The sequence below is a fragment of the Sphingobacterium sp. UME9 genome (genome assembly GCF_014170215.1).
In the GTDB taxonomy this organism is placed as follows: Bacteria; Bacteroidota; Bacteroidia; order Sphingobacteriales; family Sphingobacteriaceae; genus Sphingobacterium; species Sphingobacterium paramultivorum.
Genome location: NZ_LZZP01000009.1, coordinates 224864 through 246991 on the forward strand (window position 1 = coordinate 224864; position 22128 = coordinate 246991).

Here is a 22128-nt window from a genome sequence, read left to right on the forward strand (position 1 = left end):
AAATATCCATTTGCTTATTGCAAAGGAGAATCCGTCTTTTTAAAGGACCTTTGTGTTGTTGAATCTTAAAACAAATCAAAAATGACTACAAATAAAATAGCTTTGGTAACAGGCGGAAGTCGTGGCTTAGGTAGAAACATGGCAATTAATCTTGCGAAAAAAGGAATCGATGTCATCTTAACCTATAACAGTAATCGAGAAGAAGCAGATCATGTGGTTTCACATATACAGTCTTTGGGACAAAAGGCTGCCGCATTCCAATTAGACGCAGGTAATGTGCAGTCTTTTGATCTCTTCATCGAACGAGTTACACAGCATATAAAACAAGAAACAGGACAACCAAACTTCGATTTCCTAATCAATAATGCCGGAACAGCATTATACGCCCCTTTCATGGAAACTACGGAAGAGCAATTCGATATAGCTTATAATATCCATTATAAAGGGGTATTTTTTCTCACGCAGAAAGTTCTTCCCTATTTGAACGATGGTGGACGTATTATCAATATTTCTTCTGGTCTCGCACGTTTTGCATTTCCGGGATCATCTGCCTATGGCTCGATGAAAGGAGCAATCGAGGTATTGACGAGGTATCTTGCCAAAGAACTTGGTCCCCGTGGTATTGCAGCAAACGTTGTCGCTCCCGGTGCAATCGAGACAGACTTTGGTGGCGGGCATGTGCGGGATAACAAAGAAACAAATGCGCATATTGCAGCTGTTACAGCTTTAGGACGTGCTGGTGTACCTGACGATATCGGCGGTGTGGTTGCCTTCCTTTGTACCGAAGACGCAAGATGGATCAACGGACAACGTATTGAGGTATCCGGCGGAATGAATCTTTAGTAACATACCACCTAAATAAGCACATATCTGAGGCTATTAGCTATGTGCTTATTTTAAAGTATTTCTTCACCAATTTCAACCAATTTCTCCCCTTTTAGCCTAAAAATTATAATGCTATTATCATTTTCTTCCTTACCTCATAAATTGTACGTTGACTGATTACCCGAATGATTATGTTTGTAGCATAAGAATATGATACAACTTGCTATAATAAGTGATATTCATGCCAATTTAATTGCATTGGATGCGGTATTAACGGATATCAAAAACAGAGGATTAACACAAATCTACTGCTTAGGTGATCTTGTTGATTTCGCTCCCTGGGGGAATGAAGTCATTAACAGAATACAAGAAAAAAACATTCCATGTCTACTAGGAAACCATGACCAGAGAATTGCTTTTGACGAAGCCATTATCCCTTTACCACACCATGATGTAATAGAGGCTTCAAATCGGGAAATCGCCATCAACATAAGCAAGAAGGAGATATCAGCCCCTCATAAAAAGTGGTTAGCAACATTACCCTACAACATTGAACTAACCTTCAAGCTTGGAACGAGTCTCAGGAAAATACTGCTTGTGCACGCGAGCCTTCAAAGCAACGACGAGTACATCCATGAATCAACTCCAAAGCATGCTCTATCGACTCAATTAAAGCAAAGAGCAATCGATATTCTGGTGATGGGGCATACACACCATTCTTATATTCAACAGGATGGAGACGTCTTGTTTATCAATGGTGGTTCAGTCGGGCGTAGTAAAGAAAAAGACAGAAAAGCGACCTACGCAATAATAACCTTATCTGATAAAGAAATTAATGCCGAGATCGTTAAAGTAGATTACCCAATAACAGCTGTCGCAAATGCAATTTACGAGAGCAATATCCCCGATTTCTACGGAGACTTCTTACTTGCGAATAATACACTTTAATCATTGTCTATTTGCCTCAATAGTTAAAGGTGTCCTTTCAATTTTAACATAAAAATCCCCGACACATACTCCGCATTATTTTCAAAGAGAGGATCTCCTAAAAAAACAATACGATTGCATCGGGGATTTATGTACAATTGTTATTTCAGAAACAGTTTCCGAATAGCTTTATTACCAACATCCAGAAGATAGATATTACCATCTTTATCTACTACCACATCTTTTATCAGACCAAACCGTGCTGTCGATAAAGTCCCATCCACATATCCATTCGTTCCCTTTATCAAAGTAATCACTTCTCGTGTCGACATATTGACCTCCCGAATAGCATAATTGTAGTTATCGGCAACAATCAATCTGTTATTTAATCCTGCTGTGATACCGCCTATTCCGTTGAAATATGTGTTCGTTCCAATCCCATCTTGATAGCCCGCATCCGAACCTCCAACCCAACGTTCCCCACGTGCATCACCCGGTCTTACAATTTCGATCCCGTTATTGCTGCTCGTATTCTGATCCGAATAATACAAAACTCCTTGACTATCCACAAAGGGCTTAGCCATTACCCAACTAGGTCCAGGTACCTTAGTATAATTTCCAGCCACGTTGACTTTGTTTATACCCTGCGCAAAACCAGCTACTGCGACATATAAATTCCCTGACAGATCTAAACACATTGAACCCGGAGAAAATCCTTTTGCATGTATAGTGCGTTTGCCCGCAGGTGTAATTTTAAAGATCTGATTTGTTCGCTGATCGCTGACATAAATATTGTTTTGTGGGTCAACAACTATTCCTGTAGGATAGTCGAATACAGCATTGGCACCATCTACCTGCAAAATAGATACACTTCCAGTCGGGGATACCTTTTTAACTTGTTTATTCTCTGGATCTGCGACATATAAATTTCCCTGCGGATCAATTGCCATTCCAGCTAGGTTATTGCCGAATACCGCACTTCCTGGCCCCCCTACGAATGTCATTACACCTGCGCGACGGAACGGTTGCGGTGCTAAAGCATCCTGACCGCCAACGATTACCTTTACCTCGCCTGTTGCAACACCCTGTGGTGCCTCCATAACCAACTTATTCTCACTAGCACTTGTCACAGGGGTCAAAACACCATTAAAATAAACCCTATTTTCGGCAGCATTTGTACTAAATCCAGTTCCCAATAAGGTTACACTTGTTCCCGCCAAACCATTGTCTGGACTTATAGAACGAATACCAAGCGTCTGATCCTTAAACTGTGGTCCTTCCACGGATTGATCGTTGACTACAACCCTTACCTTTCCGGATCCAGTTCCTCCAGGGATGATCAACTTAAGCTGATTTTCACTACTTGAAGAAACAGCAACTTGCTTTCCATTTATAAAAACCTGATTTTCGTCAAGTTCTTTACTAAACAATAGCCCACTTATTGTCATTTCAGCCCCTTTTGGGCCACTCAAAGGAGAAACTGCGCCGATTTCAGGCTTGCCTACAACCGTAAATTTCGGACCTGAAATTTTCTGTTCATTGATATTCACGGATAGAAGTCCTGTACTGACGCCAGCTGGAGCCACTACGACAATTTTTTCAGGACTAGACTCCAATACGACCGCGATCTTTCCATTGAAATCAACGATGTTCCCCGAACTGACTTTTTCGAAGCCTTCACCCGTTAGGGTAACTTTGGTTCCCGCCCCACCTGTTAATGGTTTAATACTGCGGACGACCTGATAAGTAAAATTCTGTCCTTGCGACTTTTTACCATCCACACGAACTTCTACAGCACCATACCCCGCATCTTCGGGAATTTCTGCAACGATTATTTTATCTGTAACACTTACAACCAAAGCTTTTTTGCCATTAACATAGACTTCTGCAGGTTTATCTGTACTACCAAACCCCTCCCCATCAATCCGTAGCTGGGTGCCTCCTGTACCATTTGTCGGAAAAATTTTTGAGACTGAAAGATCTTGATAGGTATAAGTACCAACATCAAAACTATTACTTCCATACTTCAAGACAATTCCTCCACTTTTGTCACCTTTTGGCACACGTAAAACAACCGATGTTGGAGTAGCGCTAATCACTTCTGCCGAACTCCCTGCAACTGTTGCAGAAAATTCTGTAATTGCCCCGCTGAAGCCCTGTCCTTCAATCGTAACTAGTGTGCCAGCTTTACCAGAATTAGGGTAATAACTATCCACTTTAGCCGGAATTTTATCGACCAATTCTTCCTTTTTACTGCAACCGATCGTCGCAATAGCCATCCATATAGATATGATGACTAGATTAATTGTATTTTTCATTGGAATAAATTCTTATAACTATATATCCGCTATCCTTTTAGGTTTTTCCCAAATGACCAAACTAGAATGTATATCGAACCCCACATTGTATTTGTGCTCTTGAGTTAAAATAATCGATGCTATAAGGCTGCCCAGGATCACTAAAGGTAAATACGGGCCAGCTATCAGCATTTTGCCTCGGCGGAAATAATGATGGGGTAAGGCCCACACTACTCGTCGAATTAAATGTATTGGGTGAAAAATATTGAATACCCCATTTCTTGGAGATTAGATTAGTCAAGTTCATAACATCCACCGAAAATGTTATAAATTGTTTCTTTGACTTCTGAAGAAAGAGATCATGTGCAATTCGAAGATCTGCCTGTACATTCCATGGTGTACGTCCCATATTACGCTCTGTAAAATCACCCCTACGGGAGCTCAGATAATCATTACCATCAATGAACCGATTAAAAGCATCTGCTTGCTGCTGAGCAGAAAGACCATTTGCAAGATCTTTAAAGTAATGAATTGCTTCCGTCGGTCTTGGAATATAAACCAAACTTACTTGCTGTGGCAAGCCTTGTATGCTGTTATTGACGATACCATAGGTAAATGGACTTCCAGATTGCGCACTGACATACAAGGTAAAATTCGTACGTCCTGCATTACGCCAAGTTTGTTCGTAATTTATACTCGAAACGATACGGTGACGGATATCGAAATTGCTGTAAGCTAACTTTGGATTATTAGGGACAAGTGACTGATTCAGTTGCCAGTTACTTTCCATAGAATTACGTACGCCATTACTTAAATCCTTTGATTCTCCATAGGTGTAGCTCAGTGTAGCATTCAATTTTTCTTTGATCGTTTTCCCAATGGTCCCTGTTATACTGTAGCGGTACCCCTGATTGGTATTACTCAGAAGATATACATTCGAGAAACGATTATCCACAGTACCGCTATAAACAGGTTGTTGTTTATTGACGTCATACCCATACCATAATGGGTTATCCTTGTTGTTCAGCTGCTGAAATAGAACATCTTTAATATTCTTTGTATAAATGCCTTCAACCGTAAATTTCCAGCTTTCAACTTTGTAATCTATACCCAAGCTGGACCGCAGCACCTGCGGCAGTACAAAATTGTTATCGACCAGATCAACCTGTGTTTTTCCGGTGCTTGGATCATTAATGACAGCGCCATTCTGCGCTATAAACTCACCTATTCCATTCGGACTTGGCTTTATAGGATCAGACCCAGGTGCAAATGGTTTCTGATCTGCTTTTTGATCGAAAGCACCGTAACTGTTACCCGTATTATAGTATGCATAAGCCAACCAAGCAAACGGTATACGCCCTGTAAACAAACCAGCGCCCCCCCGGACAGTCAGTTGTTTATTGTCCATTGCCTCCCATCGAAAGCCAATTCTCGGAGACAACTGTATCCTATTTAGAAACTCATTTCTTAACCGATTCGGTGGTGTATAGGTGTAGGTTGTACCAAAAGTAGGGTCAGACCACATGTCATTGACTTTATCACTTCGTGTCGGCATTGTTGGCAAAGCTGCCAAATCCGCACGGAGCCCAGGTATGATTTGGAAACGATCATTTATACGGATTTCATCCTGAATGTAGAGACTATACATATCAACAGAGAAGTTAGCAGCGGGATGATCCAAAATGTAAGAACGGGAATTATCCTTATAGTTGTAACTTCCTCTTACACGATACGGAACATTCGCGACGAAATCTGCAATACTATTGTAATCAACCCGACCATTCCAACTATTAACAAACCCATACCGAATGCGATAAAGCTCATTATGTGTTCCAAATAACAATTTATGCCTACCTTTTGTCCAATTTAGATTGGCCGTAATCTCCCAGGTACCTTGTCGCATGTTAAATATACTAGCTTCACGATCAGTTCCAAGATAAATTGTTGTGCCCGGTGTACGTCCTTGTATCTGTACCTGAGGTAAGGAAGGATCACTTAAGGGGTCACGTCGATCATTTACCTGTGTATATCCCAACACAATATTGGAAGAAAGATTATTACTAAATCTACTTTTCAATTCTGCAACGGTACTTGTTTGGTTGTTCTCTTGTTCAAAGGCCATACTACTGAACCGAAAATCCTGTTGATCCCGATCCATGTGAGTTGCCTTACTAAAGATTGTATTGTTACGGATTGCCAACTGATGTTTGGCATTTATATTCCAGTCTAAACGATTGAAAAACTTGGTTGACCGGGACCAATTTGTATAATTACCTGCGGTTCCAATATTAAAAATATCACCATAACGAGAACGAGCAGCTTCGGCTATTGCTTCTACATCACGCTGTTCTAGGATATGAGCTGTTTCGATAGTTCCAACACGCAACTGCGTAGGATCTTGACGCCTGGTAAACTCTTCATTACTGAAAAAGAATAATTTATCTTTTATTAAAGGAAATCCTATTCGGAAACCTGTTTGATAATCATAAAAATCTTTATTCATTTTCCCCAAAGTTCCCACACGGTCCTTACCCGTTAATGCGGCATTCCGTCCATAGGCGTAAACCGAACCTTCAACTTGGTTTGTACCACTTCGAGTGACAGCATTGACCGAACCGCCTGTAAAATTTCCGATCTTGACATCGTAGGGAGCCAAAAATACTTGCATATCCTGGATAGCATCTATTGATATGGGGTTTGTTCTTGTACTGCTCCCCGCCATTCCTGAGGTCCCCGTTTGTCCGCCAAGAGAGGGGCTAAAACCTATTGCATCATTATTGATGGCACCGTCTATCGTGACATTATTATACCTGAAATTTGTACCACCGAAGCTGTTGTCGCGACTTCCTTGAGGGGTAAGCCGAGTTACATCCGTAATAGAACGGTTGACTGTAGGCATATTCCTGACTTGCTCGCCACTGAAATGATTTCCGGTCCCTACTGTCCCTGCCCTTGTATCAGCTTTCCGGCCAGTCACAATGACCTCGCTAAGTGTTTCATTACGCTGTTGCATAATAAAATCAGTCTGCAAGGATTCTCCCAAACGCACAAATATATTTTCTTTACGTTCTGTTTGTAATCCAATGCTGCTTACATCAACTGTATATGGACCTCCAATACGAATATTATTTAAAGTAAAACGTCCATCTTTATCGGTCGATTGCACATAACGGGTCCCCGTTGGTGTGTGTATCACAGTAACGGTCGCCTTCTCCACAAGAGTTCCACTGCTACTTTGCACCTTTCCGTTAATTGTACCCGAAGTTTCCTGCGCAAAAGAATTGAGCGCTTGCAAAAGAAACAAAAAGAGTAAAATTAGCTTTAGTATTGACATTATAGGATAGAAAGTCATGGTTGATCTTCCTATGCATATACTGTCATATTGATATCTATTCATTGCTATGTTTCATTAATTCGTTAGATAAATCTTCTTATTACTGTGTTAGCCGTAGACCCTGATCAACAATATGTAGTACCCCATCTCCGGTAAGGATATCCTGTTTCTGTAATAAGACATCATTTGTATTTCCCAAACCCCGAAGTGTTATACCGCTAAAAGAGCCCGGAGAGCTGGTATTTGGAACCAACTTAATGTCTACACTGTTACCATCTAGCATGGTTTGCTTAGACATATTTGTATTACCCGTACTCAAGATATAGTCGTACACAAAACGACGGTCATGGAGAATATGATAGCGGACTAATTTTTTCAGATCGTCTAAATTGGCCAGCTCCACATCCTGCACGGATTGAAATCCCAGCAGAGTCATTGCAGCATTATTTGGTGCAAAAACTGTATAGGCTCCCTGATTTGTTTTTTCGGATAAAATGCCGGTCCTTTTTATCGCACGAGCAAATATGCTGATACTCGCATCTGCGTTGATAGCATCCACAATCTTGTCATGTACATAAGGAGTCATAACGCGGTCGAGCACTTGAATCAGTCCATTAGATGCAGGCAAATTTTGTGTCAATACACGTGCTCCATTCAGTGTCAGTACTGTATCAGCTCCTTTTACCCAATGTGTGGCATAAACCTTACCGCGACGTGTTTTCAATTCCTGATTGAACAGAAAAGGAAGCTTATTGAGCTCATATTTTCCATCCAGTATGTGATAATTAGCGATATTAGAAACTATCGCTGCGCGTTCAGACAACATACTCACGACAGTTGGATAACCCGCCTTTCCAAAGGCATTGTCGGATGGAGCCAGCAAAGTATAGGGACCTTCGCCCTTTTGCAACTCCTTATCCATATTACTGACACGCAATGCAGCATTAAATACCGATAAATTAAAATTATCAGCAACAACTAAATTGACCTTATTATTATCAAAACTCGTCGCGTTTTCTTCCTTTTTACAAGCAAATAATAGATTAATCGCCAGCAAAAATAGGCTACACTTGCTATAACTAAAATTATGTCGTCTCATCTTTTATTTAAGTTTAAATCCTTTTGGAAGCAGTAGGTTATCAACAACATGGATAGGTCCATTGACCGTATTGATATCTGTATCAATAATATTGATCGGCGCTTGCTCGGCTTCTTTGACCTTCATTTGGATCTGATTCGCATTTTTGGAAAAGGAAAGCGGCATTTTATAGGCATATTGAACTTGTCCTGACCCTCCCACATTCACATAGTAATCATTTAACAAGGTCGGATCCAGATCATTACTATAAAAGACGGTATTATTAGATAGCGCAATGCCATATGCAGGGTCCTTAGTTGCAAACACTCTGCCCCAATTGCGATGAAAACTGAATAAAGTATCTGTCGGATATGCTCCACGTGGTTCAAAATAAATGTCGTCGTATCTTACATCTCCTCGTTTAGCATTAAAAGCTAAAATATCTGCCACGCTATTAAACCCTGCTTTTCGAAAGGCATCATCTGTTGGTGCAAAGGTGGCTGTCAAGGTAAGATTAGGTGACTCATTGTAAGATGGCCCACTATCTACATCCCAGCCTCGTTGATAAGGAGCTCTGGCCTCTGGATAATAGCTCAAAAACTCCTCTTTACTCATACGATATCCCCATAGAGGTTCAATGTCATCCAACATTTTTTCATAAAACATTTCCTCGGACAAACGTTGGGATTCCACAAAAAAAGTAAACCTTCCGTCGGCTATTAGCGCCTCCAATATGGTCATAGTCGGTTTTTCGATCACTTTTTCCAACATATAAACACCGCCATTTGTCGCAGGCTCATAGGCTAATTTTCCTTTAGACTTACCATTGACTAGCAAATCGCCATCTTTCACAGCGAGATAATGACGATAAGCATAGATATCGTAACGTCTTCCTACAGGCTCGGTATTATCATAAAAAGGTACGCGGTAATTTTTATTTTTTAACATCGAGCGAACCATGAGACTATATTTACCAAGTTTAATTTGATTAAGATCTCCTAAAAAACTGTAAAATTGAATGAAATCGGCAGCTTCCTCAGTAGTCATTTTTTGAATAGTCTCTAATGTTATTCCTGCTTGCTTCAACGCATTATCGGTTGGGACCAATACGGTCACTTTTGTATTGACTCCAGCAGCCTTGATCAGTGCTACAATGTTACTTTTCTGCCAAGCCGCTAAAAAAACTTTTGCTTCACTATGCGTTGTCAATAGTTGCGTAACATCTTGTGAAGCTTCATTTTTATAAGGGACTTCCTCCCCCACAAGCTCCGGCATGAACTCAGTTTTTTGGCAAGATAGCAGTACAAACACAGCAGTAGTACATAACAACAGTATATGCCAAACGGCATTTATTGATTTATTTTTCATCTTTTCCTTTTTTTATCGCTTGATCTGGGCTTACCAGCCCTTGATCTAAATCATGTACCAGACCATTACTACATAAATAGTCCATTTTAGCGCCGACAGCATACGTTACATCAGCGAGTATAATCGAATAGAAAGTATCATTGTCCCTGAGCCTCATATTATAACTTAGTTTCCAGGTCGGATAGGCTTCATTGGCAAAATATTCCATATAATGTATTTTGTCTTTCAAGTGATATTTGTAATTACCATTCGAATTAATGACATTAAAAACTTGCGAATCCGATATAAAAAAATGTTTATCGTACATGATGTAAGCACCAAATAATACCTCAGCGATATAATTTTGAGGAACGGCACCATTCAAAAATTCCATCGTAATCCCTCTCTTTTCTAAGGCCTCATTTGTTGGTGCAAATACCGTAAAAGGGCCTTTTTCAGCTAACTGATCCCATAGCCCAAATTTCTTCAGTCCAGCTACAAAAACAGTATAGTCTTTCTTGTCACTGAGCCAATCCTGAATATTTTTCTCAAATTGTGGTTTCATGAGCTTGTCCAGCACATGCAATACCCCGTTGGATAAAACCACGTCTTTGCGGACCGCTTTCGCTCCGCTAAAAAACAGCATATTTGTTGGAGTAATAGCCCCAGGTGATACAGAACCGATTGAGGCGTACAATTCGGAACCTTCCAGTGTTGCATACCTAAAATCCACCGAATTGCTCGGAATATCGCTCACATAAAGACGCCTTGGGAGAATATGATAAGAAATCAGTCTCCGCAAGCTATCCTTATTCATTCGATCAAGGTCAGCTGGACGAAACACACCGATCTCATTAAAAGCGAGATCGGTTGGCACAAGAACTGTAAATGGCCCATTACCATTTAGTTCGACATTCAGACCCGTTTTCTCCAACGCCGCATCAAAGAGTCGCATTTCGTAATTGTTGTGAATAAAGTCGGCGGCCGGTCGTATATTTTCATTAGGTTGGGGCACCGTGAGATTATCATGTTTGCAGCCTTGTAGCAACAAAATAAATAAGCACGCAGAAAACCAGCCCATAGCATGAAGCAGTGAAACCTTCTGTTCTATTTTGCTATTATATTGAATCATTTCTGCTAATTTTAGTAAATAGGTGGAGCATATTTTCGTTGTATGGTAGTTAGGTAGACGCGACCATTGACAATTTCGATCGTATTGACCGTTGCGAAAGTGCGTGGATTATCCTTTCCCGAATGTACATTGACCAACAAATTTGGAAGCAGTGTTCCGTTTTCATTACTGGTCAATCCTACTTTTCCGTTCAAAAGACAATTAAGTACAGCCCAGTTGCTACCTGTATTTGTCTCACTATCATAAAATGGATTCGTGACGGGATCCATTCCAAGTGTAAAAAAGTCAAATCGTTGCCAAATAGCTGTGCGGATACCGTTGGACTTACTACTCGCCCATAATGGAAAACTTGCATATGCGTTCACTTCATTTGAACTTGTATTACGTTTAACGGTTGTCAAAAAACGCCCTTGGTAACCATTTACTTTCGCAGCATAATGGCTGAGCTCTTCCTGACTTTCATAAAGTGACAAAAACACATTCATTTCATCTTTGACACCATTTTTGAAGCTTTTCAGCTTATAATCATCATCTTTTAAGCTTGCATCGGCTTCCCAGAACCCTTTCGCACTCATATTGTAAAAGTTTACGTACACCAATGAATCTGATAAAGGAAGCTTATAGAAATTTTCATGTCTTAATAAAATTCCATGATCCTTCTTGATAAAATCCCTTTGCAAAAGATTTAGTGTATAAACTTCTTTGCTTTGAAGATTGATCACCGTGTCAATCAGAATATCATTTTTCAAACGATCTTCTAATTCAAAGAAGCGTACCGTATTTTTTGGACGGTATGCAAATACGACCCTTACCTCGCCTGAGGGCACCTGAGCCCAGCTACTTAAGTCAAATCCATTTAAAATAGGACCGACTAGGACATTTTCTTTTCCTGGATATTCGGGATTGCTTGGATCTGTACTGTTCCCGATGTGAGAAGGATATGGGGGAGCATAAGGATCTCTTTTATCCAAGAAATCACCTATAATTTCCGCTCCTGTAAATTTTCCATCAGATCCTATTTTTGGATTGATAAGCATACAAAAATAGGGTACTTTATCATCCTTGCTACCCATAGTCTGTACGTAATTGATATTATTAAAAACACGTAGGTAAGCCGGCTCTGCGATCTGTGTATATTCAATCTTCGTACAGGATGCAAACAATAATATAAAAATGGCCAATAGCCAAATACGATTTGATATGTTTTGCTTTTTCATTATTTATTATGTTTGATAATGATCATTCGCGCTTTCTCTTTATCGGACAGCCCCATTCCACTTTTTCCAATCAACGCCACAGTATAAATTCCTGGCTCAAATGCTGGTAGAGACCTTCCAATGTTTGTGTAGAGTGATTTATTTGCTATAAACTCCGTCGATTTCAATACGTCAATATCATCAGCCCAGATACCTGGTATTACATCTGGTTTAGAACGATAAGCCATTATTGCGTAGGGATCCGTCATAACATTTACATTGGTATAAGGCATATTAATCGAAGGAATCCCAGGTTGCAGATTTACATTGCCATTGTTCCCGAAAGGCTGTCCATTGGGCAGTGTAAAGGTGATATAAGGATTGTTTGCTGATAGATTTAAAAAGCGATTAAAGAAGAAGAATTTAAAAGCTAGTCGGCTGTATGTTCCATCGTCTTCAGCTGGTAAAGGGAGCGTACCACTCAGATCATTGGAAATGAGAAGCAACTGAGCTTTTCCATTTAGATCAGGATAGAGCCATAACGTATAATTTTGATTGCTCCGCAATTCCTGCTTTATTGTAGCGAGTACGTTTCCAGTTGCATCTATAGCCTCTATATCATATTGCTTCTGGGTAAACACACTATAATTACTTCCCTTTCCGAATTCGATACCGCTGGCAATAACCTTTCCATCGATCCGAAATCCTATCGATTGATCCTTATATGCATTTACACCTTGTATCCTCAAATAACTTTGATTAACCTGCCCTGAAATATCTGTGATAATCTGAAACGAATTTTGATAGGCCTCAGCTGTTTCGTTCATCTCATTTGAGAAATAACTAAATCGCTGCGGGGTGACTACGATCGTATAAACACCACCAGGTTGGAAATCCTGAATCGGAGCATAAGCAAAATTAGTGGACTTCGCATAATCTTTTGGAATGGTGGAAGTCGGTAGATCAATAATCCCATACTCAAACCGCCCCGAGCCCAAAGAAGGAAGGGGTCTGCCATCTGCTAGCAATATTTTAAACTGATAGGTTCCATAGGGCAGTTCAATATAGTCAGAATTGCGGCGTGCGACAGAAATATCATTCGTTTTTTGATCAACCAAAGTACCATCGGCATAAGCTAACGATATTGCACCAACGAGATTCTCCTGTGCACCGCCCATCCCATTGGAAGGGTTTTTGATCGCTCCAGCTAGGTTAACAATCCGAATCTTAAAATGGTCTGGCTTACTGGGACTGGTAATAGTCCGCGTTAATGCAACAACTTCAGGTTGACCATTCATGATTAAGGAAGGAAGCAAAAAATAATCCTTGGGTTGCTCATAACTATTGTCAACCTTGACTTTAAAATCATGGTTCAAACCAAAACCCTGATAAAAGCGAGCTGCAAACGTAAGATCTGTCTCTTCTTTCTGATCAAAAAGATCTTGTGGAACTGTCCATGTCTTTCCCAAACGTCCGTCTGTTGGGAAATATGACGTTCCAGGATATTTATGATTCCCCGGATTTAACGGATGCAACACAACAAAACTTGTCAAGCTGTCGCCATTAGCAATAACCTGATTAAAGTCAGATAGATTAACAATTCTGGTATTCGAATTTGGTCGGTTTTCAGTTACAGGACGATTGTCATTAATCACATCCAGCTTTTCTTTTTTACAAGAAACAAAGGATAAAAAACATAAAGCTGCAACACCAAAAAACCGACAACTCACACGCTTAAACATACTGATTTTCATTAGATTAAAATAAGTTATAGGTAAAACCGATCATAATTTCCGCACCGCGCTTATAACTTCTGTTGATATACTCATTTCCATACCACTTTCCTCCGGTTTGCGGATTTGCATAAACAGTTTTAATAGCGGGATTCATTATATTTTTGGCATAGCCTTTAAACAAGATCCGTTTATTTAGCTTTTGGGAAAAAACAAAATCAAGGTAAGGCACGGGCTGTGTATACAGATCCGGTTCCCCTGTCAGATTAATTTGGACTAAGCGTTCCCCAACCATATTAAAGGTCACTGTGAGATCGGTTCCTGATTTGTCGTTATCATAGTTTAACCAAGCATTAATCGAATAAGGAGCCTGCTCGAATAAAGGACTATTTTTGGGGGTATATCTATCCAGTGAACGATTTGCTTCATAACGCTCCTCAGATTTTTTAATTTCACTTTGTGCCAATAAAAGATTGGTACCCAAAAACAAGTTTTTTAAAGGATCATATAACGTTCCTAAGTTCTTAACAACCTCAAATTCCAATCCCCATACCCTACCAGTATTACCGTCATTCTGAAATTGGATGGTTGGAAATTCCGGATAAGTAGCAGCTAACCCTTGGGTTTTTAGATTAAATACCTTAACCAATTGATTTTCTATACGCTTTCCAAAAGCCGACACGGCAATAACCTCTCCTTTAGCAGGAAACCATTCCCAACGAAAATCCGCATTTTGGGTATATTGATTTTTCAAATTGGGATTACCAACAACTAAGCCCATTTGAAAGGCATCAAATTCAAATACATTGGTAATCTCACGCAATTCAGGTCTTGCCAGGGTCGTGTTGAAGGCCCCACGAAAATTCATGTTGTCATTCAGCGTGTAGGTTGCATTGACAGAATAGAATGGTTTATATTTCGTTTTATAGACAGAATTGGGATTAATCGGGTCTAGTGGAATACGTGTACCATCTGGAGATGTTGCGGTCAGTGCAGGGTCTAAAAATACATTAGCAGTATCCACTGCCGAACCAATATTTGTCATCTCAAACCGAACTCCTCCAGCCATGCGGAATCGTTCAGCAATCTTGAGATCCAACATACCATATAGTGCATTGGTTTCAAAATAACCTTTGTAGTTATTTGGCGATTTTTGGCTATTGTATAGAAATCCACCTACTGGCATCATACCTTCACCCTGCCCCGCTTTTGGTAATACAACACCTACAATTTCATTGCTTACCAAACGGTCTAAATTGCCTTGGACGTCATACAAAGGAATGGCCTTATTACCCGTAAAATTTGAACCTGGCAGAAACAGCTGGTTTTCTGTAAATTTACGATCCCTAAATAAATAATTGAACCCCGTTTTAAACAACTGTTTTTCACCAAATAGCCTAAAAGGAAAACTCAGATCAGCTTTTGCATTAAAATTATCTTCGTTCAAATTTCTCCATCTCCGACCATTAGGTTCAGCTTGAATAATGCCATAATTTCCAAATCCGTTTACATAGCCCGATGTAAGTGCATAGAGATGTTCAGAATATACATAGTCATCAAAATGAGCCTGCTCACCTATAATGGGACGTCGATACCATCCCCCACCCCGAGGTTTGTAGTCTACAAGACTTGCAAATCTAAAATCCGGATCATTCTGTGTGGACTTTGACGTTGCAACATTATAACTCAAACGAGGCGACAACTCATTTTTCAAAAACTTATGTTCGCCCTGCAGGTTAAAGGTATTCAGATTACGGAAAGTCTGCTTAAGCGAGTGTATAGTACTTCTGACTTCGCCAGGCAAGCCCGAATACTCATAGCGCCCGTTTAAATTTGTTGCGATAGACTCTCCTCCCCAGCTTCCCAAATATTGCATACTGACCTCATGCTGCGGATTAAAGCGGTAGGTGACCCCTACAAGTGTACCATAGTTTAGTGTTTCGGTTCCTGTATTTTCACTATAAGTTTGATACTTCCCCATAAAAAGACTATTCGGTGTAATATAATTAGGGATATTCCTAAAACTAAAAATATCAGGGTTACCGGTTACTACCCCTTGATAGATGCTATACTGGGTCAGTTCGCCCTGATAAATATCAGCGGTTCTTCTATAATAATTTCCTCCGACGACAAGTCCCAGTTTGTGTTTTCCAAAAACATCATAACTATTACCGAATGTTGCCGAGTAAAGTTGATTCATGGGCGCACGGCGGTATCGAGTCGTCATAACGGGATCGAACCCTTTCATAATCGTATTAACCCGGTTTACTTCTTGGTATCCTGAAGGACTATAGTTGCTATTGGCGATCATATCTTGGATAGAACTTAATCCATTGGGATATTGCGTTGCAAGATTTAGAAAATCCGAGGAAAGGTCTTTTTTATTGATTCGTGTTCCCAATAATCCCATCTCACTGTTCCAAAAGCTGTTGTAATTTCCTCCCAAACCAATGTTCGAATTGAGCCCGGTTTGAGCGATAAGCTCAAATGTCATTTTCTCAGGTACAGATTTCGTTTTGAGCTCAACGATACCCGAAGCAGCATCGGCAGGTTTATCTGGTGTTACTGTTTTATAAACGGTAATATTATCCAATAAGGAAGCCGGAACAAGATCCAATGGGATGGCGCTACGGTCAGGATCAGAAGAAGCCAATCTTACGCCGTTCAACTGACCGATCACAGATCGATCACCTAGCCCTCTTATCGCAACATATTTGTCGTCAGTCACCGTAACACCAGTAACGCGCTGTAATGCCTGTGTAGTCGTGATACTGGCCGTACGCTCAATCAATTCAGCTGAAATAGCATCCTGTACAATAGAAGCGCGTTTACGTTCTTCCAGCACGGCCGTTTCAGTGTTCATTTTACGCCTTGCCTGGACGGTGACCTCTTCCAATGCTGTAGCAAGAGGGCTCAACCCAATGACAAGGTTTTCCTTCACATCATTAATTTCAATTTCCTTGGTCTGATAGCCTAGATAGGAAAGAACGAGAACAGTAGGGATTTTAGAAATCGATAACGAAAAATTTCCATTTGCATCAGAATTCGTTCCTCCAGATGTCCCTTTAACACGGATTGAAACACTGGCCAATGTCCTTTTTGTCTGTTGATCAATGACTCGACCAGCCAAGCGCTGCTGCAATACATCAGCGGGCTTTTCCAGCGCAGTCCGAAGCGCAGTAACAACAACCAGTTTATTTTTCACAACATAACCGAACGGTTGTCCTGCAAAACATATATTCAATGCTTCTTCAACAGTTGCATTGTTTAGATTGACATTAACGGGTTTTGCTCGATTAAAGAGCCCATTATCGTAAAAAAAATCATAACCGCTCTGCTGCCTTATTTCTTTTAATATAGCTGGGATATGACTATTTTGTTTGTTAAGTGTAATACGTTGACCGTAAGTAAACGCACTGACTTTCACCAACAAACAAGTTAAAAATACCATGGTGATTTTCATAACACGCATGCATTGATAAAAACTCATATATTTGTTGTTGTTAATATTATTTGATGATCATTGAATCGCAACATGATCGATAAGCTTAACACATTGACCAAAGGTGTTACCAGCACCTTTGGTTGTTTTTATCCGGCTTATCGTAAAAATTAGATAGGTCAATCTATCACAATAAGCCTCCTTCCATTTAGCGTTAATTTTACTTTTCCTGTTGTTTGCAACATATCAATAATGGTAGATAGCGGTTGAGAACGCGATACCATACCATCAAATTTCAACTTTTCAAGTCGTTCAGGACATGTTACATCCACGTTGTACCACCTTGAAACTTTACGCAGCAGACTTACTAACTCCTCTCCTTTAAAAACAAAGTCACCATTTATCCAAGCTACTTCCTGAGAAATATCCACATTTTCAACACGCAGGGCTTCATTTAACAAGGCCCGCTGCCCTGGTTTTAAGAGCACCGATTCATTTCTTTTTTTCGAACTAACGCGTACACTTCCCTCCAATAAAGTTGTTGTTGTATAAGGTTCGTCATCATATGCGTTGACATTGAAATGCGTACCAAGAACTTCTATTTTTTGATTTGCGGTCTCCACGTAAAAAGGAATTCGTTTTCCCCTTCCCATTCCCCTCTCAATTTTTGCAATTTCAAAGTAAACCTCTCCGGTCATATGGACATGCCGTTCGTTTTCATTAAATTTCAAAGGATATGTCAGGGTTGAATTTGCATTGAGAAAAGCTTTCGATCCGTCTGGCAGTATAATTTGATATTGATTTCCCCTATTCGTCGCAATTTTATTCATTGCTGTGCTGGCGATCCGCTCCTTTTCAACAGCCTTATACACCAATTCACCATCGTTGTTCTTTTGTATTTCTACCCCGCCCTGAAGTGCAACAACACTTCCATTCTTTATATCAGCTAAGGAAACAACGGAGCCATCTTTTAGTGTCAATAAGGCATCATCCTTTCCTGGAACGCCAATATGCTGTGCACGTTCTGTTTTCTCGCTCTCCACAAACTGTTGTTTAAATAGAAACAGTGAGATAGCGCCAACAGCGACCAGGAGCGCCGCAATTTTTAACCAGGCAGCCATACCATTTTCTGTAAAGCTGCGCTGGTTAGCGCGCTTTTTTATTTGAGACTGCAAACGATCATAGTTTGTTTGAACGGATAGTTCGCCCGCATAATGTCCCATTGCCACAATGGTTTCCTGCAACTCCGCTATGGACGCTTTATGTTCAGGATATTTTTGTAACCATTTTTCCCATTTTTCGATATCCTCTTTATTTGTTCCCTTACAATAGTTCACAAAAGATTCGTCCAATAATAACGCTTGCAAATTAAGTTCGTTCATACTACTCTAATCGTAATTTATACAATAGAGTGGACAGGGTCATTTTTTCACTACTCGTTTTTAAGAAAAATCAACAAAAATGAAGAAAGTAGCCCTACGGCAACTTTAAGGAAGATTTCTTGTTCACTAGAAAGATTGTTTTTTATTTTTTCTAGGGATTTATAAATGGTATTATAGATTGTATGGATCGAAACCTGATTGGCATCAGCGATTTCCTGATAAGAAAGATCCAAAAAAAATCGTTGGTAAATCACCAGTCGTTGTTTTGTCCCTAATTGCTCCATATGCTCCTCAACCAACTGTGTGACGGTATTTGTTGTTACCGCACTGATATGTTGTTCTTCAACAGATTGATGGATTGACGGATCATGGATTTCTTCTACAAAATCCAAATCTGTCAGCTGTAGTGATTCCTTGCGGAAAAGTTTTTGAAAGAAAACCGTAATAATATAATTATGATGATTACGTATCTGACAATTGCTGGACTTTTTCTCCCATAGATGTAGAAACACATCATTCACGCTATCCTGAACACGCTGTACCGACATTTTCTTTTTTAGCCCCAAATAAGAAAGATAGTGGTAATAATATTTATACAACGTATAAAATGATTCTTCACACTCCTCTTTCACAAATTGGTCCCAAACATTTCTTAGATCTTTTCCGGTTAGTGCAAACATGATATCTTGGTAACAATGACTTTATACAAAAAAAGGAAAGTCTTATTAACAAGAGATTAACCAAAGATGAAGAATAGGAAAATTGTATGTAAATTGGACTTAGAAAATCAATACCAATTCTTCCTATAGCTGTAACGTGTAAATAATGGCAAAGGGCAGGAAAAAACTAATCATTGGAAAATTTTAACACAAAATGGAAAGACGTATATTTCTTGCAGACAGACTTCGCGAAGTTTTTTTGAATGGACGTTGGATTGCCAATACCAACTATCAGGAACAACTATTGGATACGACCTGGGAACAGGCCATATTCAAAATAAGTAATCTGAATTCTATCGCTGCCCTAACCTATCATATCAATTATTACCTAGAGGGATTACTGATGGCATTTGAGCATGGAAAATTGGAAATCAGCGATAAATACAGCTTTGATATCCCGCCTATCCGATCCAAAGCCGATTGGAATGCGCTAGTAGATCGATTCCTAAAAAACGCAGCAACATTTGCCGACAGTATTGCCCAATTTGAAGAAAACCTATTCGATCAGCCATTTATTGATAAGAAGTATGGATCTTACCTTAGAAATATCGAAGGTGTAATCGAACATAGCTATTATCACCTTGGTCAGATTTCACTGATCAAAAAGTTAATTCTTCAATCGGAGTAAATTGTTATTTCGCTAATGCAGTGAGTTCCTGTTTCACTTTCTCTCGGTATTCCAAACCCCAACTGACCAGAGATTCGGTGACGGGGAACACACTTTTACCATAGTCCGTAATTTTATAAAACACTTTTATGGGGTCTTCACTTGGCGGGCGGGCGACTAACAAGTTTAATTCAAGGTCTCGAAGTTCTTTCGTCAACACTTTTGCAGAAATTCCCTGAATCTCCCGTTCCATTTTTTTGAAATAGATTTCCTGCGACTCCCGATTAGCCAAATAACGCAATATCATCAATTTCCATTTTCCGCCCAATATATCTAGCGCGTCACGCATAGCGCGCAATTCTTCTGTACAACTCGCCTCCCGCATTTGATTTCCGTCCAAAACTTGTCCCATATTGATTTCTAACAACTAGTTACCACTTGTTAACTACCAACAAATATATAGCAAACGAAAGGTAGATTTGTCATAACAACTATATAAGATGTAAAATCTATGGATGCAGTGTAAATTATTTCCAATTTGATTTTTCATCCCTTAAAATAGATAGAACTATGAATGCCGTTATATTAGATCAAGACAATCAATTGATAAATGCCAACGTTGACCTTCCTCAAGTGAAGCCCAACGAGGTGAAAATTAAAATAATAGCTTCCGCAATCAATCCCATAGACTACCAGATGCGTGAAAATGAATTTGAACGACGTTATTTATATTCACCGATACTTGGTAGAGAAGGGGCAGGAATTATTACAGATAAAGGTTCAGATGTAAGTGAATATGCAATTGGAGATGAAGTGTTTTTTGCCTGTGGTAGCATGGGCAGCAACGGGACCTATGCAGCATACATTCAGTTACCAGCTGGCCTCGTTGCCCCTAAACCAAAAAATATTTCTTTTGAGCAAGCGGCAGCACTTCCTACCGCTGGTATCACCGCATTACAAGTGTTCGACAGAGCAACAATTAATCCGCAAGACCATATTTTCCTAACCGGCGCGTCCGGGGGCGTGGGTCTTTTTGTATTAAAATTACTCCTGGCTAACGGCATTAAAAATATCGTGGCAACTGCAGGAAGTATGAGCAGTATTGAAAAATTACACCAACTAGGACTGCAAAAAGACAGTATCATCAATTATCGAGAAGAGAATTTAACGGAAATAATCAAGCGTAGAAGTAATCAGCAGGGTATTGATGTCGCTATCGATGCGGTGGGTCAGCATCTCTCGGAAGTTGCCGCCGCAGTATTAAAGTCCTATGGAACTTATATCGACATCACACATTTTACGACCGCGGCAGCAAGAAACCAACTATTTAGTTCGGCCGCACAGATCATCAATATATCCAACTTTATCCATGCGCAAAAACTAAATTATCCCTATTTCAAAAATGGACTGGATCGGATCAGACACAATATTGAGCAAGAAATTATTCAACCCGCCCCTATTTATCTTATTGGTAAACTGAGCCCCGAAACAATAGAAAAAGGGCATCTAATGTTGAAAAACAACCAGACTCAAGGCAATAAATTAATTATACAAAATCAATGAGAACTATACCTAGACGAATCGTGACAGGCATACGTGCCGGCAAATCCTTTATCGAAGCGGATGCATTGGTCGATAATGTATCGGAGCACTATCCCAATCTCGTTATTTCCGATATCTGGCAAACCAGTCAAATGCCGGCCAAGTTTGAGAAAGAGCATCCCATAGAAAACACTGCTATACCTCAAGTCATCAAAAATGGCACGTACTTCCGCTATGTACAGATCCCACCCGATCGGGAACTTGGTATAGAAACAGCGATTGGCACCCCTCATCCCCTCATGCATCAGACAGCAAGTTTAGATTACATCGTTATTCTTGCAGGGGAGATTTACTTGATTACAGACACAGAAGAAACGCTTTTACAGGCCGGCGATATTGTGATCCAACGTGGCACCAATCATGCTTGGAGCAATCGCTCCAATCAAATGTGCCTGCAATTGGCAATTCTAATCGATGCGAATTAAAAATCCACCTATTGCTCATTCGGAAAACTAAACATAGCGTCGATTGAATCACATCGAATTTATCTTGCATGAACACCACAAT

General features: G+C 40.0%; 16 protein-coding genes. 5 read left to right on the forward strand and 11 right to left on the reverse strand.

Going from position 1 to position 22128, the window contains the following annotated elements:
* Nucleotides 1-81 precede the first annotated feature (81 nt).
* Together A9970_RS14250 and A9970_RS14255 are read left to right on the forward strand one after the other, a co-directional pair.
* Nucleotides 82-843, forward strand: a complete 762-nt coding sequence (locus A9970_RS14250) for an SDR family NAD(P)-dependent oxidoreductase (RefSeq protein ID WP_182982774.1) — start codon at nucleotides 82-84, stop codon at nucleotides 841-843.
* A gap of 192 nt (nucleotides 844-1035) precedes the next feature.
* A complete protein-coding gene (locus A9970_RS14255; protein WP_182982775.1) occupies nucleotides 1036-1773 on the forward strand; it encodes a metallophosphoesterase in 738 nt (245 codons plus the stop codon).
* 140 nt (nucleotides 1774-1913) lie between these two features.
* Here the strand turns inward: A9970_RS14255 and A9970_RS14260 are convergent, their stop codons facing one another.
* From A9970_RS14260 to A9970_RS14305, 10 genes are all read right to left on the reverse strand, one after another.
* Nucleotides 1914-4070, reverse strand: coding sequence for an IPT/TIG domain-containing protein (locus tag A9970_RS14260; RefSeq protein ID WP_182982776.1), 2157 nt, complete (start codon nucleotides 4068-4070; stop codon nucleotides 1914-1916).
* A gap of 61 nt (nucleotides 4071-4131) precedes the next feature.
* The gene (locus tag A9970_RS14265) at nucleotides 4132-7383 is read right to left on the reverse strand and encodes a carboxypeptidase regulatory-like domain-containing protein (RefSeq protein ID WP_182982777.1); all 3252 of its coding nucleotides are present in this window, start codon (nucleotides 7381-7383) and stop codon (nucleotides 4132-4134) included.
* A gap of 100 nt (nucleotides 7384-7483) precedes the next feature.
* On the reverse strand, nucleotides 7484-8482 hold the full coding sequence (locus A9970_RS14270; protein WP_159729782.1) for a fasciclin domain-containing protein: 999 nt from the start codon (nucleotides 8480-8482) through the stop codon (nucleotides 7484-7486).
* A 3-nt stretch (nucleotides 8483-8485) separates the two neighbouring features.
* Nucleotides 8486-9829: a fasciclin domain-containing protein gene (locus tag A9970_RS14275; RefSeq protein WP_182982778.1), complete on the reverse strand. Its 1344-nt coding sequence runs from the start codon at nucleotides 9827-9829 to the stop codon at nucleotides 8486-8488.
* The gene (locus tag A9970_RS28700) at nucleotides 9819-10940 is read right to left on the reverse strand and encodes a fasciclin domain-containing protein (RefSeq protein WP_182982779.1); all 1122 of its coding nucleotides are present in this window, start codon (nucleotides 10938-10940) and stop codon (nucleotides 9819-9821) included. The genes A9970_RS14275 and A9970_RS28700 overlap by 11 nt, the downstream gene beginning before the upstream one ends.
* Before the next feature lie 11 nt (nucleotides 10941-10951).
* On the reverse strand, nucleotides 10952-12157 hold the full coding sequence (locus A9970_RS14285; RefSeq protein ID WP_182982780.1) for a hypothetical protein: 1206 nt from the start codon (nucleotides 12155-12157) through the stop codon (nucleotides 10952-10954).
* Nucleotides 12157-13890 carry a DUF4397 domain-containing protein gene (locus tag A9970_RS14290; protein ID WP_182982781.1) on the reverse strand — a complete coding sequence of 578 codons (1734 nt, stop codon included), beginning with the start codon at nucleotides 13888-13890 and terminating at the stop codon, nucleotides 12157-12159. Before A9970_RS14290 ends, A9970_RS14285 begins: the two co-directional genes overlap by 1 nt.
* A 4-nt stretch (nucleotides 13891-13894) precedes the next feature.
* Nucleotides 13895-17359, reverse strand: coding sequence for a TonB-dependent receptor (locus tag A9970_RS14295; protein WP_259655402.1), 3465 nt, complete (start codon nucleotides 17357-17359; stop codon nucleotides 13895-13897).
* Between the two features lie 131 nt (nucleotides 17360-17490).
* Nucleotides 17491-18693 carry a FecR family protein gene (locus A9970_RS14300; protein ID WP_182982782.1) on the reverse strand — a complete coding sequence of 401 codons (1203 nt, stop codon included), beginning with the start codon at nucleotides 18691-18693 and terminating at the stop codon, nucleotides 17491-17493.
* A gap of 50 nt (nucleotides 18694-18743) precedes the next feature.
* Nucleotides 18744-19373: an RNA polymerase sigma factor gene (locus A9970_RS14305; RefSeq protein ID WP_182982783.1), complete on the reverse strand. Its 630-nt coding sequence runs from the start codon at nucleotides 19371-19373 to the stop codon at nucleotides 18744-18746.
* 193 nt (nucleotides 19374-19566) lie between these two features.
* Between A9970_RS14305 and A9970_RS14310 the strand changes: the two genes are divergently transcribed.
* Entirely contained in the window at nucleotides 19567-20040 is a 474-nt protein-coding gene (locus tag A9970_RS14310) for a DinB family protein (RefSeq protein ID WP_182982784.1), read from the forward strand.
* Nucleotides 20041-20044: 4 nt separating this feature from the next.
* On the opposite strand, the gene A9970_RS14315 is transcribed toward A9970_RS14310, so the two are convergent.
* Nucleotides 20045-20431, reverse strand: coding sequence for a helix-turn-helix domain-containing protein (locus tag A9970_RS14315; RefSeq protein ID WP_153848620.1), 387 nt, complete (start codon nucleotides 20429-20431; stop codon nucleotides 20045-20047).
* Nucleotides 20432-20589: 158 nt separating this feature from the next.
* Here A9970_RS14315 and A9970_RS14320 point away from each other — a divergent pair, with 158 nt between their 5' ends.
* Together A9970_RS14320 and A9970_RS14325 are read left to right on the forward strand one after the other, a co-directional pair.
* Nucleotides 20590-21582, forward strand: coding sequence for an NADP-dependent oxidoreductase (locus tag A9970_RS14320; RefSeq protein WP_182982785.1), 993 nt, complete (start codon nucleotides 20590-20592; stop codon nucleotides 21580-21582).
* Nucleotides 21579-22046, forward strand: coding sequence for a cupin domain-containing protein (locus A9970_RS14325; protein ID WP_182982786.1), 468 nt, complete (start codon nucleotides 21579-21581; stop codon nucleotides 22044-22046). The genes A9970_RS14320 and A9970_RS14325 overlap by 4 nt, the downstream gene beginning before the upstream one ends.
* The last annotated feature ends 82 nt before the right edge of the window (nucleotides 22047-22128 follow it).